The following is a 16384-nucleotide window of genomic DNA, read 5'->3' as shown; positions in this document are numbered from 1 at the left end:
AATTCTCCTAAACTGACCGGTCGTCTGAAAGTGCTTACGCAATGCGTTGGCGCATTTGCTCGAAAAGGCATACGGTTGCCGCCATGGCAACGTTTAACGACTCGGTCTGTCCCAGCATCGGGATTCTGACGCCGCCGTCGACTTTTTCCAAAATTTCCCGACTTACACCGCTGCCTTCATTGCCAAAAACCCAAGCGCAAGGGGCATTTAAATCCAGTTGGTACAAATCGGAGGGATTGCGCCCGTCCAAAGCGGTCGCCCATATTTTGTCCTGATAAGTATCCAGCCATTGCGGTAGGGAAACGCGACTGTATATGTTCAACAGAAAATGCGCTCCCATACCCGCCCGCAATACTTTAGGCGACCAAATATCGACGCAGTCATTACCCAACACAATCTGCTTGACGCCCGAAGCTGCCGCGCTGCGTAAAACCGTACCGACATTGCCGGGGTCTTGCAGCCTATCCAACACCACGCAGTCGCCGCTTAAAGGCAAATCCCCTTGTGGCGGAATCTCTATCCAAGTCATCACATCATCGGCGTCATTCAGACTGGTAATTTTAGACAAGGCTTCGTTTCCGACCCAAGTAATACAATCTTCGTCCAAGCTGCTGATTAAATTTCGGATTTCAGGATGCGCGTTTTTACTTTCGGGCAAATACACTTGTTTGGGCGTGTAACCTGCCTCTAAATAGACCTGCAAAAGATGCACGCCTTCCAACACGGTTTGCCCATATTCCCGGCGTACTTTAGATTGTGAAAGCAGCTTGGACAAATGCTTGAGCTGCTCGTTTTGCGCGGAGGTAATTGATTTCATGTGGCGCATTATATAGCGGATTCAAAGAAAAAGGATACAGCACAATACCGCCCGACTTCTTTCACCCCCGCTTTTTCAGACGACCTCAAGATGCATCCGTTCAAAAATAAAATCCCTACCCGAATAGCTCGGGAAGGGATTTTTCTACTTGATGGAAATCTGTATTTCTATGCAGTCTAATGAACAGAAGGATCCTGTTCAGTCGGTGCTTCAGTCCGAACGGTAGTCTGACTCACACCTTTTTCATTCTTTATCGATTCAGGTAATACCACAGCGTCCGAAGCATTTTTAACAGCTGGATTAGCCACTACGGACACTATATTTTCCTGTTGTGCTTTGGTTTCAACAGCTTTTTCTGCGACCATATCTGCTGATCCAACACTTTGCATTTGCGGAGCAAATTGCCATACGGCTACAGCAACTGCAGCAACGCTGGCAGCAACGGCGAAAGATTTAAAGAAGGAATTGTTTGCAGCTTGAACACCCTTAGCAGACATCGCTGCGGCAACTTCAGCCTTATGACGTTGCTTATGTTCTTCACTGATTTCGGCAAGCGTAGCAGTAAATGCTGCGCTTTGCATGAAATCCGCATCACGCCCCGTACCTGCTTTATAGCGCATGCAATCGCCAATCAGATGGTACTCATACCACGCTTCGGCAGCGGCATCGTCGGACAACAGACGGTCTAGCATCTCTTCAGATACATCGTCGTTATCCATCAACATGGAGATATATTCGTGTGTTGTGTTCATAGTTATTACCATTTTTTTATTACCACCTTTGATTTTCAGAAGTTTCCAGCAAAGGCCTCAAATCTTTTGCTATCACTTCCCGCGCCCTAAAAATACGGGATCGAACCGTCCCTATCGGGCAATCCATAATCGTGGCTATTTCCTCGTAAGACAAACCGTCCATTTCTCGCAAGGTGATGGCTTTGCGTAAGTCTTCGGGCAAATGCGAAATCGTTGATTCGACTGTTTGGAGGATTTCCCGATTGATCATCTCAGCTTCCGGCGTATGGTAATCCGCAATCTGATCCGATAAATCCAAAATATCCCCGTCTTCATTGGCAGCCTCTGCACTGACGAACGGCTGCTTTCCTGATGTTACTAAGAAATTTTTGGCAGTATTGATAGCAATCCGGTACAGCCAGGTATAAAACGCGCTCTCGCTACGAAAATTCGGCAAGGCACGGTAAGCCCTGATCATTGCCTCTTGAGCCACATCGTTGACTTCGTGTTCGTCTTTGACAAAACGGGAAATCAATCGGATGAGCCGACGCTGATATTTGGACATCAGCATCTCGAATGCTTTTTGTTCGCCTTTCTGCGCGCGCTCTACCAAGACCTGATCAATCTGGCGATCATTCATATTTTACCTTTTTATAATAACTGCATTATAAGCTATAAAGTAGTAAAGCGTGCTGTGCCAGTTAAAGACAGCTATTGCCGCATTTAGTTCCATTTATATCTTAAAAATTTTTCGTAAACCGGTAAAAAACCGTCAATCCCTTGAAAATCGTGGCTTACTGTAAGGTTAACAATAGCAATGCAGCTTCCGTCAGCATTTGTGATAATCGGCCAGCGTTTTCTGACGAACGGTACGATATGGTTTTCTTGCAACACTTTCTTAACATTTTTGAACAAAAACCCTACATTCATCATATCATCACTGCCCGCCGTCCGAATGATTCCTTCTTCTTCCAAGACCGATTCCGGCAATCCGTTGCGGTGTGGCACTAGAAAAAAACCGTTTTCTTGGAGAATATCTTTCAGACGACCTCTGACTTCTTTTCCCTTTATCCAATCTGCGTCTGCAAACTGGCTTTGTTTCAATATAAATAAAAAATCCCGATATAAACATACCGATGTTTCGCCGAACTGCCATTGTGCAGTTTCCGCTTCCAACAGTATCCGCGCAAAATCCGCCAGCTTTCTCGGAGAACTTTCCACAATCCCATTCTCCTTAAAAAACCGCCAAAGAATCCGGCTGCGGCGTGCCTCGCTGAATGTTTGCCAACGGGTGACTTGGAAGCGTCCGCTTTCGCAAACCGTCTGATAATCCGCATCGACAACCTCGTCTAAAATTGCCAAATCGGTTTGTAACGAATGGATGTTGGCACAGACATGACGGTCAAAATTCGGAATGCGTTCCCGCCAAACCGGCAAGGCTTCATAGCGCATCCAATTTCTCAAAAACGCCGTATCGGCGTTACTTTCGTCTTCGATGTTCGACAGGTTGCAGGCAGCGGCGTAGTTTTCCAATTCTTTTCGGGAAAACGCCAGCAGCGGCCGCCAAATTTGCGTTTCCTCGTTCAATTTGCGCCATTGCGGCATGGCGGCAAGTGCTTTGATGCCGCCGCCGCGAACCGCCGCGAGCATGAATGTTTCAATTTGGTCATCCTGATGGTGCGCCAAGGCAATGACACTAGAGGGATCGTCTGAAAACGCTTGATAACGTGCTTTTCGTGCGGCGGCTTCAATCCCCAATCCGTCTTTTTTGACTTCAACTTTTGCGCTTCTGAACGGCACATTCCATTCTTGGCATAAGCGTGTGCAAAACACCAGCCAGTCATCCGCATTGCGGCTCAAACCGTGATGAACATGCAACGCGTGTACGTCCAACCCAAGCTCTTCCCGCAAACACGCGAGCATATGCAGCAACACCACCGAATCCAAACCGCCGCTTAGTCCAACCGTTACCATGCAACCATCCGGAAGCGAACGCGCCGAAAGACGCAGGGTTTCCAACAAACTGCGGCATTGAGGTGGAAGGTTTTCAGACGACGTAGGGTTCATATGCGCAATCTATGCTGTCGGCAAGGCAAGTTCTTAGAAATGAAAAAGCAGGCAAGGGGGGCTTCTGCCTGCTTTTCTACACATTAACTGTTTACTTATCCGTAAACTTGCCGTAAGCCATAATCCGGTCGAAACGGCGCGACAGCAAGTCCGCCATCGGCATATTTTGCGCTTCGTGCAACTGGGTTTCCAACACCGTTTTGACGTTTTTCATGGTCGTTTCAAAATCGCGGTGCGCACCGCCCAAAGGCTCGTTGATCACGCTATCGATCAAATCCAATTCTTGCAGGCGTTTGGCAGTAATACCCAAAGCTTGCGCGGCATCTGCCGCTTTTTCAGCGGTTTTCCACAGAATAGACGCGCAGCCTTCCGGAGAAATAACCGAGTAAGTCGAATATTGCAGCATATTGACGTAATCGCCGACTGCAATCGCCAGCGCGCCGCCGGAACCGCCCTCGCCGATGATGGTACACAAAACCGGCACACGCAGGCGGGTCAGTTCGTACAGATTGCGTCCGATGGCTTCGGACTGACCGCGCTCTTCCGCGCCGATGCCCGGATACGCACCCGGCGTATCGACAAAAGTCATTACGGGAATATTGAATTTCTCGGCGGTATGCATTAGGCGCAATGCTTTGCGGTAGCCTTCAGGGCGCGGCATACCGAAATTGCGGCGGATTTTTTCTTTGGTGTCGCGACCTTTTTGATGACCGATAACCATCACGCTTTGTCCGTTGAAGCGCGCCAAACCGCCAACGATGGCATGGTCGTCTGAATAATGGCGGTCGCCGTGCAACTCTTCAAAATCGGTGAAAATGGCTTGGATGTAATCTAAGGTGTAAGGACGTTGGGGATGGCGTGAAACCTGCGAAATCTGAGCGGGCGTCAGCTTGTTGAAAATCGATTTGGTCAGGTCGTTGCTTTTCTTTTGCAATCTGGCGATTTCATCAGAAATATCGACGGCGGACTCGCCCTGCACAAAGCGCAACTCTTCGATTTTATTGGTTAATTCGGCGATGGGTTGTTCAAAATCCAAAAAAACTGGTTTCATAGGGTGAAGCTCTCGGTAGGGACGCTGCCGCTATCATACGCCAATCAGGCATATTTGGCAGCATTTCTCATTGAGGATATGCCGTGCAAGACGGCAGATAATCGGGCGGATGCCTTTTCAGACGACCTTTTACAACGATATAGTATATCTGCACTAAACAAATGAAGTGCCGTATCTTATGATAAACTTCCATTCAGTTCAATCATTTCAAACAGGCTATGAAAAACGACCACGACAATACGGCGATGCGGCTCGACAAATGGCTTTGGGCTGCGCGCTTTTTCAAAACCCGCGCACTGGCTCAAAAACATATCGAATTGGGCAGGGTTCAGGTCAACGGTGCCAAAGTCAAAAACAGCAAAAACATCAGCGCGGGCGACATCATCGACCTGACGCTCAATTCGCTGCCTTACAAAATCAAAGTATTGGCACTCAACCACCAACGCCGCCCCGCGCCCGAAGCGCGCCAGCTTTACGAAGAAGACATGAAAACCGCCGCCGAACGCGAAGCGCAAAAACAGCTTGACCAAGCAAGCCGCATCAGCGCGGCGTATCCCGACGGCAGGCCGACCAAACGAGACCGTCGCCAACTCGACCGCATGAAGCGCGACAGCTGGTAGGGTTCGGAGTTTGTCTTGGTGGAATCGTACTTTTCAGACGACCTTTATCAGGAAACAGGTACAGGTCATCTGAAATCTTATCCGAACTAAAACAGGCAGGTTTTCCCTGCCTGTTTTTTCGTTTCTACAAAACCTTTATCCAAAAGTCTTAGAATTTGTATTCCACCTGACCGCGCAAGACGTTGACGTCTTGTCTGCTTGAGCCGGCAGTCGGGGTAACTTGTTTACCCGCCAAGTAAAAGCCTGACACTTTCCAGTTTTTCCAAGGAACGTAGGTCGCGCCGACTTGTACGCCTTGTACGTTTTTACTGTAGTCTTGTACGGAAGATACGCCCGAAAGCGCGCCGACGCGGCGGTAGTTCAGGAAGACGTCGTAGGAATTACGGACTTTCCAATCGGCGAGTTTGTAGCGGACTTCGGTGAACACGCCGTCGTTTTTGATTTTTTGTCCTGCGTCGTTATAGGCTTTGATGTTGGACTTGCTGACCGCCGCCATCCAACGCCAATCGTCGTTGAATTTGACATCTGCGCCGATTTCGCCAAAGACGGCGTTTTTCTTCGCGCCGCGCACGTCTATGTCTTTCATGTAGCTGACGGTTGCGCCGACATTGATGTTTTCGTTAATCGGCAGGCTGCTTTGAATGGCGGCGAAGTGTTTGCGGCGGCCGCCTATGCCCCATACGTTGTCGTTGAGGCTGCCGGTACGGCGGCCTGCGTAAATTTTGGTGGGTAGGGTTTTGTTGTCAAAGAAGATTTCGCCGCCGGTTACTTCCGTATCCCAGACGCGTCCGTAGGAGGAGAATGCGCCGAATTTACCGACGCGGGCTTTGATGCCTTCGGTAATCGAGCCTTCGGCATAGAGTTTGTTCACGGGAACATCATGGTCGCCGTTGAATTTACCGGTTTTCAAGTCGATGTTGGGTTCGATTTGGGTTACCAGTTTCCAGTCTTTATAAAGTTTGGCGCGCAACCAGAATTCGGCGTTGAAATTGGTATTGGAGGCGTCGGGCGTGGGATTGGTGCTGCTGTTGTTGGCATTGATGTCTTTGGTGTCGGCACGGACGCGGAATGTGCCGTTTACGGTCAGCAAATCGTTGAAAATGCTGATTTTGTCTTCGTCTTTGCGGATGACGCTGCCCGAATTGACGTAATCGCTCGTCGTTGCCAATGCGGCGGCATCGCGCTCTACGCTAGCGGTTTCTGCAAATGCGGTGGGTAATGCCGCCAAGGCAGCGCATACAACGGCAAAGTTTTTTTGGATGTTCATGCCAATCTCCGATTGAAGGGTAAAAGGTATTTTTAACAAAAATTCCTAATCAATATTTGTTAGAAATTTACTAATTTTTGTAATCGAACGGCTGTAATCCTATGAAAGACGGCACAAACCGTCAAGAAGATTTAGAGTATTATGCTTATTTCCAAACTGATTTTGACGCATATCAATAGAGAAAGGTCGTCTGAAAACTTCCGGCAGCATCCGTTTCGTTTTCAGACGACCTTTAGGGTTTGATTCAAGCTTTCGGCACGAACATCGCGTCCAAGATGTCGCCCAATGCCGTGCGGCGGGTTTTGCGGGTTTCCACCGCCATCCGCCATTGCTCTTCATTTCCCCAAAAGACGAAGCGTTCCCGTGCGCGGGTGATGGCGGTGTAGAGCAGCGCATTGTTTAAGCCCGACAGCGCGTCATCCCCGCCCTGCTCTATTTTCCCCGACGGCGGCAACAGCCAGACTTCCCGATATTCCGAACCCTGGCTTTTATGCACAGTCATGGCGAACGCGGAATCAAACTGCGGCAGGCGGCTGATGGCGATTTTTTTGAAGCCGTCCGCATTCGGAAAATACGCCGCCAAGCCGTTCGCCGATTCCGCGTCGGGCATAATCAGCCCGATGTCGCCGTTGAACACTTCCAGCGTATAGTCGTTGCGCGCAATCATGATGATTTGTCCCGCGAACCACGGCGTATCCGCGCCTGCCCGATGTTTGCGTTGCAGATAACGGCAATACTCTTCGTTGAACGCCTCCGCGTCCTGCCGCCATGCCGCCAAAACGACCACATCCGCCGCGTGTCCGAACGCCAGCGCCACATCGTTTTTATCGACTGCCTGCCAGTATTTTTCGTGTTTGCGGTAAAGCAGTTCCGCCTGCTGTTTCAGACGACCCTCGCGGATTTCCAACTCATCGGGGAATAAGGCAAACTGCGCCCAACCTTCCCCGCTCTTACCCGACACAACCGACCTCGCCAAGCAACCGATGCCGCTATTTGCGCCGAAACGGTGGCTGACTGTCAGTTGCGCGACGTTTTGCGACAAAACCGGCGGATTTTCCTCCACGGGGAAACCGTGTTCAGGCAGATAAATGCTCAGCTGATCCGCCGTCTCCTTATCCAAAACCGTCCGTCTCGACAACGCCGCCAATACCGCGCCGACACCGACCGAAGGCAGTTGGAACTCGTCGCCCAAAAAAATCACGCGGCAGCCCGACGGAATCGCACGCAGCAAGTGAAGCAGCAGGGAAACATCCAACATCGAAGCCTCATCCACCACCAACACATCCAAAGGCAGCGGGCGGTTTCCGTCAAACGCAGGCAGCATTTGCGGCGGGCGCAGTTTCAAAAGGCGGTGAACCGTCTGCCCTTCCAACGCGGACAAATGATTGCGCACCGCATCCGTCATCTCGAAACCGTCCACCGCCCGATGCAGCGCGCGTGCCATATGCGCCGCCGCCTTGCCCGTCGGAGCAGCCAGCGCGATACGCGGCAGGCGCGTGCCGGAGTTGGTGCAAACCAGCCCCAAAAGTTTCGCCACAGTCGTCGTCTTGCCCGTACCCGGTCCGCCCGTAATCAGCATAAACGCCTGAAGCAAAGCAAGCCCCGCCGCATCCCGCTGCCCTTCGCTGCCTTTATCGACAAACCAGCAAGACAAGTTTTGCGACGCGCTCATCCAATCCACAGGCTCGACTTCCGCTTGCGCCAAACGCTGAATTTCAGCTGCCAAATCATGCTCGAGCTGCCACATCCGCCCCAAAAACAACTTTTTGCCCCGCAACACCAACGGCGACGCGCCCTGCCCGACCGTCGGCGCCAATCCCGCCAATTCCTCTGCTTCACCCTCATCCAGCCAAACAAACGAATGCCCGTTCTGCAAAGCCGCAAACAGCCGCAACACATACGGCGTCAGCACCGCAGCATCCTCCGGTACGCAACGCTCCAGCAAACGCCCCGCTGCTTGAGCGGCGGCAAGGTTCAAATCATCGGCAGTATTCTCAGCCATCATCGTTTCCCGTATTGAAAAAAGGTCGTCTGAAAACGGAAATCCGGTTTTCAGACGACCTGTATTATATCGGACAAAACAAAAATTTCTGCGATGGTAATCTGTCGGGACGGTTTACTTCCAGCGCAATCCCAAAGTCGTCTGAAAGCCCGGCAACAGCCCTGCCGCATTTGCGGATATAATCGCCTTTCCCTGTTTTCAGACGACCCCTGCCATGCTCAGCTACCGCCACGCCTTCCATGCCGGCAATCACGCCGATATGCTCAAACATTTCACCCTCTTCCTTACGCTGGAATATTTCAACCTCAAAGACAAACCGTATTGGTATATCGACACCCACAGCGGCGCGGGTTTGTATGATTTGCGCGGCGAGCAGGCGCAGAAGGTCGGCGAATACCGGCAGGGGATTGCACGGCTGCTTCAAGCAGATGCGCTGCCCTCGGATTTGTCCGACTTTACCGGTCGTCTGAGAGAAATCCTGCCCGATGAAAACCTCTACTGCGGCTCGCCCTGGCTTGCCCGCTTTCTCACCCGAGAATGCGACAAACTTCGCCTATTCGAGCTTCATCCTGCCGATTTTGCGCATTTGCAAAACAACATGAAAGAAGCCCGTCTGGGCAAACGCGGGCAAATCACGCAGACTGACGGCTATCGCGGACTGATTTCGCTGCTTCCCCCGCCGCCGCGCCGCGCCGTGGTACTGATCGACCCGCCCTATGAGGAAAAACAAGATTACCGCCGCGTTGTCCAAACCCTGCAAGACGCGCTCAAACGTTTCGAGTCGGGCTGTTATCTGGTTTGGTATCCCTGCTTGAGCCGCGAGGAGAGCCGCAAGCTGCCGGAACAGTTGAAAAAACTCATGCCCGAAAATTACCTTCAAGCCGAGCTTTATGTCCACAAACCTCGCGAAGACGGTTTCGGTATGCACGGCAGCGGGATGTTCGTCGTCAATCCGCCCTATCTGTTGGCAAAAAAATTGGCGGATACGCTGCCCAAGCTGACGGAAATTCTGGCTCAAGATGATGCGGCGCGTTTCGTTTTAGACTATCAAATCAAATAAACCGGCAAAGGTCGTCTGAAACTGGTTTCAGACGACCTTCCCCTATCGTTTTCCGCTAAAATATCCGTCTCTTTTTCTTTCCCGGCCGTCTTCAATGTCCCAGCGCAAAATCATCCATATCGACATGGACGCGTTCTACGCATCGGTAGAACTGCGCGAGCAGCCGCATTTGAAAGGGCTGCCCGTGGTCGTCGCGTGGGAAGGCGCGCGTTCGGTGATTTGCGCCGCATCGTATGAAGCGCGGCAGTTCGGGCTGCATTCCGCGATGTCGTTGGCGACGGCGAAAAGGTTGTGTCCGCAAGCGGTGTATGTGCCGCCGCATTTCGATTTGTACCGTCAGGTTTCCGCGCAGATTCACGCCGTATTCAGGCGCTATACCGACTTGATCGAACCCTTGTCGCTGGACGAAGCCTATCTTGACGTGACCCACAATTTCAAAAATATCCCATACGCCAGCGAAGTAGCCAAAGAAATCCGCGCCGCCATTTTTGCAGAAACCGGTCTGACCGCCTCCGCAGGCATCGCGCCGAACAAATTTCTGGCGAAAATCGCGTCGGACTGGCGCAAGCCGAACGGACAGTTCGTCCTGCCGCCGCACAAAGTCATGGCATTTTTGGAAACACTGCCTTTGGGCAAAATCCCCGGCGTGGGCAAGGTCACGCTGAAAAAAATGCAGTCGCTGGGAATGCAGACGGCGGGTGATTTGCGCCGTTTCGAGCGCGGCGAACTCTTAAACCATTTCGGACGCTACGGCTACCGCCTTTATGATTTGGCACGCGGTACGGACGAGCGCCCCGTCAAAGCCGAACGCGAACGCCTCCAAATCTCCACCGAAATCACCCTGCCCGAAGACCTGTCGCTCGAACAGGCAGGCGGGCACCTGCCCCACCTTGCCGAAGACCTGTGGCAGCAAATCATGCGCAAAAACGTCGAAGCCAAAGGCGTAACCCTCAAGCTGAAAACCCACGATTTCCGCATCATCACCCGCTCCCTGACCTACTCTTCCGTCCTGCCCGACACCGACGCCCTGCTTTGCGCCGCGCAAACCCTGATGCAGCGCGTGCCGCCCCAGAGAGAAGACGCTTTCCGCCTCATCGGCATAGGCGTGAACCACCTCGTGCCGAAAGACCAGCAGCAATCGCTTTGGTTATAAAGAAATAGAAAAGCATTCTTTCCCCTTCACGCGAGACCGCCCGACAATAATGTTCCGTACAAACTTTCAGACGACCTTTTTAACGAGAGGTCGTCTGAAAACAAAAATCAAGGAACAGCCAACCATGTCCCTCTTCCGCCCCCAGCTTTGGACCATCCCGATGACAGGCGAAGCCGAACGGCACCGGCTGCCCGAGTTGGTCGCCACGCTCGAAACCCGCCTCAAACACATCGCCCGCCGCTATCCGCAAGCCGTTTTTGCCTCCAGCCTTGCCGTCGAAGACATGATCATTACCGACGCCATCTGCCGCCTGAAACTCCCCCTGCGCATCATCACCCTCGACACCGGCAAGCTCAATCCCGAAACCGCCGCCCTGATTACCGCCGTCAACGCCCGCTACCAAACAGAGCTGGAAGTCTTCCACCCCAATCCCGAAAGCGCGCAGCAGTTTGAGCAGGAATTCGGCGCAACCGCCATGTACGACAGCGTCGAGCTGCGCCGCCGTTGCTGCCACATCCGCAAAATCGAGCCGCTCAACCGCGCCCTGAAAAACGCCCCCGCCTGGCTGACCGGACAACGCCGCAGCCAATCGGCAACCCGTAGCGAACTGGATTTCGAAGAAACCGACCACAGCCGCAACATCGCCAAGTTCAACCCCATTTTCGACTGGGAAGAAAACGACGTCTGGGCATACGTGCAGGCCTACGACGTCCCGCTCAACGCCCTGTATTTCCAAGGCTACCCGAGCATAGGCTGCGAACCCTGCACCCGCCCCATCAAAGCAGACGAAGACATCCGCGCCGGACGCTGGTGGTGGGAAAGTAAAGACAGCAAAGAATGCGGGTTACACAAATAACCCTTGGCAGGCATGACAAAAAGGTCGTCTGAAAAACCAAATTCAGGTTTTTTTCAGACGACCTTTATCATAGGGCGGCTTTCCTTTAATTTTTCTCGCGCACCAATCAGCGTTTTTCTATTTCAAATTATTATCCATTCCTAAAACGACAATATCGTTTTTTTAAAAATGAATTCGCTTTAACTTCATAGCCTTAAAGGAATTACCCAAAGAAGGCTTGACCCAATGATTTAATATGGCTATGGTTAAATAAAAAATAACAATAATCCATAGTGGATTAAGTTTAAATCAGGACAAGGCGACGAAGTCGCAGACAGTACAGATAGTACGGAACCGATTCACTTGGTGCTTCAGCACCTTAGAGAATCGTTCTCTTTGAGCTAAGGCGAGGCAACGCCGTACTGGTTTAAAGTTAATCCACTATACATACGCACCGCAATGCTTTTTCCCTCCTCCTTACAGAAAGGATATTGCAATGCCCTGCTTGAACCTCACGTTGCCTCGTCTGACTGTCTTCCTGCTGTCCACTTTCGCAGCATTCTCCGCCGCCGCACACGGCAGCCACACCCATTGGGGTTACACCGGACACGACTCCCCCGAAAGCTGGGGCGAGCTTTCCGAAGAGTTCCGTTTATGCTCCACAGGCAAAAACCAATCCCCCGTAAACATCACCGAAACCGTCTCCGGCAGACTGCCCGCCATCAAAGTCAATTACAAACCGAGCGCGGTTGACGTGGAAAACAACGGCCACACCATCCAAGTCAACTACCCGGAAGGTGGCAATACCCTCAGCGTAAACGGCCGTACCTACACCCTGAAACAATTCCATTTTCACGTCCCCAGTGAAAACCAAATCAAAGGCCGCACCTTCCCGATGGAAGCCCACTTCGTCCACTTGGACGAAAACCGCCAGCCTTTGGTATTGGCAGTATTGTACGAACCCGGAAAAACCAACGACCGCCTCGCGCCTATATGGAACGTGATGCCGATGAAGGAAGGAAAGATAAACCTCGACAAAGCTTTCGACGCCGGCACCCTGCTGCCGAAACGACTGAAATACTACCGCTTTGCCGGTTCGCTGACCACGCCGCCGTGCAGCGAAGGCGTATCGTGGCTGCTGTTGAAAACCTACGACCACATCGATCAGGCGCAGGCAGAAAAATTCACCCGCGCCGTCGGTTCTCATAACAACCGCCCCGTCCAGCCGCTTAACGCGCGCGTTGTCATCGAATAAACGGTAAAGCCGTAAACGAAAAGGTCGTCTGAAAAACCAAATTTAGGTTTTCAGACGACCTTTTTTCGCTCTTCATCACAATATAGTGGATTAAATTTAAACCAGTACGGCGTTGCCTCGCCTTGCCGTACTATTTGTACTGTCTGCGGCTTCGTCGCCTTGTCCTGATTTAAATTTAATCCACTATATTTCCGGAACAAAGTCATCGGCTTGGGTTTCAACTCAAGCCGATTTCGCCAGCAGCTCCGCTCAAAAATACCCCGCCTTTTTGCGCTCTTCCATCGCCGCTTCGGACACGCGGTCGTCCATGCGCGTGGCGCTGCGTTCGGAAATGGTGGCCGCCGCGGTTTCGGCGATGATGTCTTCGGGCGTGGCGGCGGTGCTGGCTACGGGGCAGGTGCAGGAAATGTCGCCGACGGTGCGGAAGCGCACGTCGCGGATTTGGGAAACTTCGCCTTCGCGTTTCGGCGTCAGCGGGGTAACGGGGACGAGCAGCCCGCCGCGTTCGACGACTTCGCGTTTGTGGCTGTAATAAATCGGCGGCAGCACGAGGTTTTCGCGGGCGATGTATTGCCAGATGTCGAGTTCCGTCCAGTTTGAAATGGGGAACACGCGCATGTTTTCGCCGCTAAAGAGCCGCGTATTGTAGAGCGACCAGAGTTCGGGACGCTGGCTTTTCGGATCCCATTGTCCGAATTCGTCGCGGAACGAGAAAATCCGCTCCTTCGCCCGCGCTTTTTCCTCATCGCGCCGCGCACCGCCCATCAGCGCGTCAAAGCCTTGTTCTTCAATGGTTTCCACCAGCGTCACCGCCTGCGCGGCGTTGCGCGAATCGGTTTCGCGGCGCAGGACGACCGTGCCTTTTTTGATGGAATCCTCAACGCTGCCGACCACCAGTTGTACGCCTGTGCGCGCTACGGTTTCATCACGGAACTGAATCACTTCGGGGTAATTGTGCCCCGTATCGACGTGCAGCAGCTTGAACGGCAGCTTGAGCGGGCGGCCTTCGAGTTTGAACGCTTTGACCGCCAGCGCCAGCAAAACGACGGAATCCTTGCCGCCGGAAAACAGCAGCGCGGGATTTTTCGCTTCGGCGACGACTTCGCGGATGATGTAGACGGATTCGGCTTCGAGCCAGTCTAAGTGGTGGTTTTGAATAGACATATTGTTCTCTTTGGCAAAACTCGGATAGGCGGTACTCTAAAGAGGTCGTCTGAAAAACGGAAAGAATGGTTTGTTTGAAGCAAAGATGATTTCGTTATATTGGGGGTCGTCTGAAAGGGGATTACCGTTTTCAGACGACCTTTTTGCCACACGGCAACGGAAACGGCACATATAACCAAACTCGATAAGATAAGCAAAAACCATTCTTTCCGCCAAAGCCTGCGGGATTTTAAGATGGGCGGCACGATAGCTTAATAAGAGAACACGCCATGAACCATTATCCCCTGTTTGCCGATTTAAACGGCCGTCCCGTCCTACTGACGGGTGCGGGCAAAGTAGCGGAACGCAAAGCCGAAAGCCTGTTGCAGGCAGGGGCTGCGGTCAGGGTTGTCGCCCGCGAACTCAATCCCGTTTTTCAAAAATGGGCGGACGAAGGCAAAATCGAATGGCTGGGCAGCGAATTTCACGAGGACGATTTGGACGACGTATTTTTCGCCGTCGCCGCCACCGACGATTACGCCTTCAACCGCCGCATTTTCCAAGCGGCGGAGCGGCGGGCTAAGCTCTGCAACCCCGTCGATACCGCGGATTTGTGTTCCTTCACCGTCCCCGCCGTCATCGACCGCAGCCCGCTCAAAATCGCCGTCTCCAGCGGCGCGACTGCCCCTGTTTTAGCGCGCAAGTGGCGGCAAATCATCGAAACGCTCATCCCGCTGCACACCGGTCAAATGGCGGCACTCGCGGGCAAATGGCGCAATGCGGTCAAAGCCAAAATCAAAGGCACGGCAAACCGCCGCCGTTTTTGGGAAAACCTGTTCGACAGCCGTTTTAACGCACTCGCCGCACAAGGCAATCTCGATGCCGCCGAAGCAGAGCTTGCCGCGCAGCTGGACGGCTTCGGCGCGGCAAAAGGCGAAGTCGTCCTAGTCGGCGCAGGACCCGGCGATGCCGGACTGCTCACCTTGCACGCCTTGCAGGCGATACAGGCGGCGGATGTCGTGTTCCACGACGCTTTGGTTTCAGACGACGTCTTAAGCATGGTGCGCAAGGACGCGGACAAAATCAGCGTCGGCAAACGCGCAGGTTCGCACCACGTCCAGCAAGAAGAAACCAACCGCCTTCTTGTCGAATACGCCCGACGCGGTTTGCGCGTCGTCCGACTCAAAGGCGGCGACCCCTTCGTTTTTGGGCGCGGCGGCGAAGAAGCCCAAGCCTTGCGGCAGGCAAACATCCCATACCGCATCATCCCCGGCATCACCGCCGCACTGGGCGCGACCGCCTACGCAGGCATCCCCCTGACGCACCGCGACTGCGCCCAAAGCGCACTCTTCGTGACCGGACACAGCAAACACGACGGCCACCAACCCGACTGGCGCACGCTCGCCCTCGACAACCAAACCCTAGTCGTCTATATGGGGACGCTCAAAGCCGCCGAAACCGCCGAAAAACTGATGGCACACGGACGCAGCGGCGACACGCCTGTCGCCATCGTCTCCAACGGCACGCTCCCGCATCAAAGCGTCGTGACAGGTCGTCTGAAAAACCTGTCCGAGTTGGCAGAAAACGCCCCGCGCCCCGCGTTGATCGTCATCGGCGAAGTCGTTTCCCTGCGCGACGAATTGAAATGGTTTCAAGAAAATCCTGCGCAAAGCCGCCTTCACACGATGCACGAACAAGCCGCCTGAAGCGTTGTTTCAAATTGTTTCAATAAACAAAAGGTCGTCTGAAAACCGAAATCCGGTTTCAGACGACCTTATTCAAATCCCGATTACTTACCTGAAGCCTTTTGCAACAAAGCGTACAACTCGTCTTTCAGTTTCAATTTGGCTTTTTTCAGCTCTTCAATCTCATCAGCACCGCTGGTAACAGGATTATTAACCAAACCTGTAATCTTATCGTCCAACTCATTATGCTCGTCAAACAGACGGGCGAAGTGAGCGTCTTCTTGTTTTAATTTGGAAATTAAATCGCGATATTCTGGAAACATTTTGTTTTCCTCTTTCGTTAATATGAATAAAACGGCGCAATGCCAAGAAAAGTATGTAACTGCCAGTAGTTTTATTATAACAAAGCTGCCATTTTTATCCAGCCCCTTGCCAATCAAACCCTGCATTGCATCAAATTTATCCGGCAGCCCGAAGCTGGAAAAATCCGATTTAATCAGAATAGAACAAATCCGATTTCAATCGTCTGAAAGACAGAGATTTGATGGATTAACGATTTCCTATTCCAAAGATAATTTTTCAGAGATAACCATCAAAAAGCAGATGGTTACAGACGGTTTAAATCAGGAAAGCACCGTCCGGCTTCGATATATGGTTAGCTGAAGACGGCTGGGCCTGCGCCTCTACATCTGCTCCCT

16 protein-coding genes and 1 pseudogene are annotated in these 16384 nt (G+C 52.4%); 6 read left to right on the top strand and 11 right to left on the bottom strand.

Annotated elements, in window-relative coordinates:
• Nucleotides 1-34: 34 nt before the first annotated feature.
• From DBY90_RS02740 to DBY90_RS02720, 5 genes are all read right to left on the bottom strand, one after another.
• The gene (locus DBY90_RS02740; protein ID WP_070492593.1) at nucleotides 35-817 is read right to left on the bottom strand and encodes a TrmH family RNA methyltransferase; all 783 of its coding nucleotides are present in this window, start codon (nucleotides 815-817) and stop codon (nucleotides 35-37) included.
• Nucleotides 818-993: 176 nt separating this feature from the next.
• Entirely contained in the window at nucleotides 994-1569 is a 576-nt protein-coding gene (locus DBY90_RS02735; RefSeq protein WP_234405090.1) for a sigma-E factor negative regulatory protein, read from the bottom strand.
• A 19-nt stretch (nucleotides 1570-1588) separates the two neighbouring features.
• Nucleotides 1589-2188 carry an RNA polymerase sigma factor RpoE gene (gene rpoE / locus DBY90_RS02730; protein WP_039410227.1) on the bottom strand — a complete coding sequence of 200 codons (600 nt, stop codon included), beginning with the start codon at nucleotides 2186-2188 and terminating at the stop codon, nucleotides 1589-1591.
• Between the two features lie 83 nt (nucleotides 2189-2271).
• On the bottom strand, nucleotides 2272-3615 hold the full coding sequence (gene tilS, locus DBY90_RS02725; RefSeq protein WP_070492575.1) for a tRNA lysidine(34) synthetase TilS: 1344 nt from the start codon (nucleotides 3613-3615) through the stop codon (nucleotides 2272-2274).
• A 91-nt stretch (nucleotides 3616-3706) separates the two neighbouring features.
• The gene (locus DBY90_RS02720; RefSeq protein WP_070492576.1) at nucleotides 3707-4666 is read right to left on the bottom strand and encodes an acetyl-CoA carboxylase carboxyltransferase subunit alpha; all 960 of its coding nucleotides are present in this window, start codon (nucleotides 4664-4666) and stop codon (nucleotides 3707-3709) included.
• A 218-nt stretch (nucleotides 4667-4884) separates the two neighbouring features.
• Between DBY90_RS02720 and DBY90_RS02715 the strand changes: the two genes are divergently transcribed.
• Nucleotides 4885-5286, top strand: coding sequence for an RNA-binding S4 domain-containing protein (locus DBY90_RS02715; protein ID WP_049229057.1), 402 nt, complete (start codon nucleotides 4885-4887; stop codon nucleotides 5284-5286).
• 148 nt (nucleotides 5287-5434) lie between these two features.
• Here DBY90_RS02715 and DBY90_RS02710 read toward each other — a convergent pair whose 3' ends face one another.
• From DBY90_RS02710 to DBY90_RS12635, 3 genes are all read right to left on the bottom strand, one after another.
• Complete coding sequence (locus tag DBY90_RS02710) at nucleotides 5435-6553, bottom strand: hypothetical protein (RefSeq protein ID WP_003778773.1); 1119 nt, start codon at nucleotides 6551-6553, stop codon at nucleotides 5435-5437.
• Between the two features lie 244 nt (nucleotides 6554-6797).
• Nucleotides 6798-8555: an exodeoxyribonuclease V subunit alpha gene (recD, locus tag DBY90_RS02705; protein ID WP_107986504.1), complete on the bottom strand. Its 1758-nt coding sequence runs from the start codon at nucleotides 8553-8555 to the stop codon at nucleotides 6798-6800.
• A 64-nt stretch (nucleotides 8556-8619) separates the two neighbouring features.
• Complete coding sequence (locus DBY90_RS12635; RefSeq protein ID WP_141743843.1) at nucleotides 8620-8826, bottom strand: hypothetical protein; 207 nt, start codon at nucleotides 8824-8826, stop codon at nucleotides 8620-8622.
• On the opposite strand from DBY90_RS12635, the gene DBY90_RS02700 reads away from it, so the two are divergent.
• From DBY90_RS02700 to cah, 4 genes are all read left to right on the top strand, one after another.
• Nucleotides 8770-9615 carry a 23S rRNA (adenine(2030)-N(6))-methyltransferase RlmJ gene (locus DBY90_RS02700; protein WP_070492578.1) on the top strand — a complete coding sequence of 282 codons (846 nt, stop codon included), beginning with the start codon at nucleotides 8770-8772 and terminating at the stop codon, nucleotides 9613-9615. The genes DBY90_RS12635 and DBY90_RS02700 overlap by 57 nt on opposite strands.
• Before the next feature lie 94 nt (nucleotides 9616-9709).
• Complete coding sequence (dinB, locus tag DBY90_RS02695) at nucleotides 9710-10768, top strand: DNA polymerase IV (protein WP_070492579.1); 1059 nt, start codon at nucleotides 9710-9712, stop codon at nucleotides 10766-10768.
• A 124-nt stretch (nucleotides 10769-10892) separates the two neighbouring features.
• Nucleotides 10893-11624: a phosphoadenylyl-sulfate reductase gene (locus DBY90_RS02690; RefSeq protein WP_070492580.1), complete on the top strand. Its 732-nt coding sequence runs from the start codon at nucleotides 10893-10895 to the stop codon at nucleotides 11622-11624.
• A 475-nt stretch (nucleotides 11625-12099) separates the two neighbouring features.
• Nucleotides 12100-12858 (top strand): carbonic anhydrase, encoded by a 759-nt coding sequence (gene cah, locus DBY90_RS02680; RefSeq protein WP_070492581.1) that lies wholly within the window; start codon nucleotides 12100-12102, stop codon nucleotides 12856-12858.
• A 68-nt stretch (nucleotides 12859-12926) separates the two neighbouring features.
• Here the strand turns inward: cah and DBY90_RS13615 are convergent.
• A pseudogene (locus DBY90_RS13615) lies at nucleotides 12927-13136 on the bottom strand (IS5/IS1182 family transposase); the annotation flags it as partial.
• Nucleotides 13108-14022 carry a sulfate adenylyltransferase subunit CysD gene (cysD, locus tag DBY90_RS02675; RefSeq protein WP_070491078.1) on the bottom strand — a complete coding sequence of 305 codons (915 nt, stop codon included), beginning with the start codon at nucleotides 14020-14022 and terminating at the stop codon, nucleotides 13108-13110. The gene cysD and the pseudogene DBY90_RS13615, both read right to left, overlap by 29 nt.
• Nucleotides 14023-14291: 269 nt before the next feature.
• On the opposite strand from cysD, the gene cysG reads away from it, so the two are divergent.
• Nucleotides 14292-15707: a siroheme synthase CysG gene (gene cysG / locus DBY90_RS02665; RefSeq protein ID WP_107986502.1), complete on the top strand. Its 1416-nt coding sequence runs from the start codon at nucleotides 14292-14294 to the stop codon at nucleotides 15705-15707.
• A gap of 83 nt (nucleotides 15708-15790) precedes the next feature.
• Here the strand turns inward: cysG and DBY90_RS02660 are convergent, their stop codons facing one another.
• Nucleotides 15791-16009 (bottom strand): YdcH family protein, encoded by a 219-nt coding sequence (locus DBY90_RS02660; RefSeq protein WP_029609831.1) that lies wholly within the window; start codon nucleotides 16007-16009, stop codon nucleotides 15791-15793.
• Nucleotides 16010-16384: the final 375 nt, after the last annotated feature.

The organism is Neisseria mucosa, assembly GCF_003044445.1.
Lineage (GTDB): Bacteria > Pseudomonadota > Gammaproteobacteria > Burkholderiales > Neisseriaceae > Neisseria > Neisseria mucosa_A.
Note: the sequence above shows the minus strand (reverse complement) of the source record. Positions and strands in the feature narration are given on the sequence as shown.

Bases quoted from the DNA above. Each gene is read 5' to 3' on its own strand.
- DBY90_RS02740 (WP_070492593.1), bottom strand. From the start codon at position 817: ATGAAATCAATTACCTCCGCGCAAAACGAGCAGCTCAAGCATTTGTCC.
- DBY90_RS02735 (WP_234405090.1), bottom strand. From the start codon at position 1,569: ATGAACACAACACACGAATATATCTCCATGTTGATGGATAACGACGAT.
- rpoE (WP_039410227.1), bottom strand. From the start codon at position 2,188: ATGAATGATCGCCAGATTGATCAGGTCTTGGTAGAGCGCGCGCAGAAA.
- tilS (WP_070492575.1), bottom strand. From the start codon at position 3,615: ATGAACCCTACGTCGTCTGAAAACCTTCCACCTCAATGCCGCAGTTTG.
- DBY90_RS02720 (WP_070492576.1), bottom strand. From the start codon at position 4,666: ATGAAACCAGTTTTTTTGGATTTTGAACAACCCATCGCCGAATTAACC.
- DBY90_RS02715 (WP_049229057.1), top strand. From the start codon at position 4,885: ATGAAAAACGACCACGACAATACGGCGATGCGGCTCGACAAATGGCTT.
- DBY90_RS02710 (WP_003778773.1), bottom strand. From the start codon at position 6,553: ATGAACATCCAAAAAAACTTTGCCGTTGTATGCGCTGCCTTGGCGGCA.
- recD (WP_107986504.1), bottom strand. From the start codon at position 8,555: ATGGCTGAGAATACTGCCGATGATTTGAACCTTGCCGCCGCTCAAGCA.
- DBY90_RS02700 (WP_070492578.1), top strand. From the start codon at position 8,770: ATGCTCAGCTACCGCCACGCCTTCCATGCCGGCAATCACGCCGATATG.
- DBY90_RS12635 (WP_141743843.1), bottom strand. From the start codon at position 8,826: ATGTTTGAGCATATCGGCGTGATTGCCGGCATGGAAGGCGTGGCGGTA.
- dinB (WP_070492579.1), top strand. From the start codon at position 9,710: ATGTCCCAGCGCAAAATCATCCATATCGACATGGACGCGTTCTACGCA.
- DBY90_RS02690 (WP_070492580.1), top strand. From the start codon at position 10,893: ATGTCCCTCTTCCGCCCCCAGCTTTGGACCATCCCGATGACAGGCGAA.
- cah (WP_070492581.1), top strand. From the start codon at position 12,100: ATGCCCTGCTTGAACCTCACGTTGCCTCGTCTGACTGTCTTCCTGCTG.
- cysD (WP_070491078.1), bottom strand. From the start codon at position 14,022: ATGTCTATTCAAAACCACCACTTAGACTGGCTCGAAGCCGAATCCGTC.
- cysG (WP_107986502.1), top strand. From the start codon at position 14,292: ATGAACCATTATCCCCTGTTTGCCGATTTAAACGGCCGTCCCGTCCTA.
- DBY90_RS02660 (WP_029609831.1), bottom strand. From the start codon at position 16,009: ATGTTTCCAGAATATCGCGATTTAATTTCCAAATTAAAACAAGAAGAC.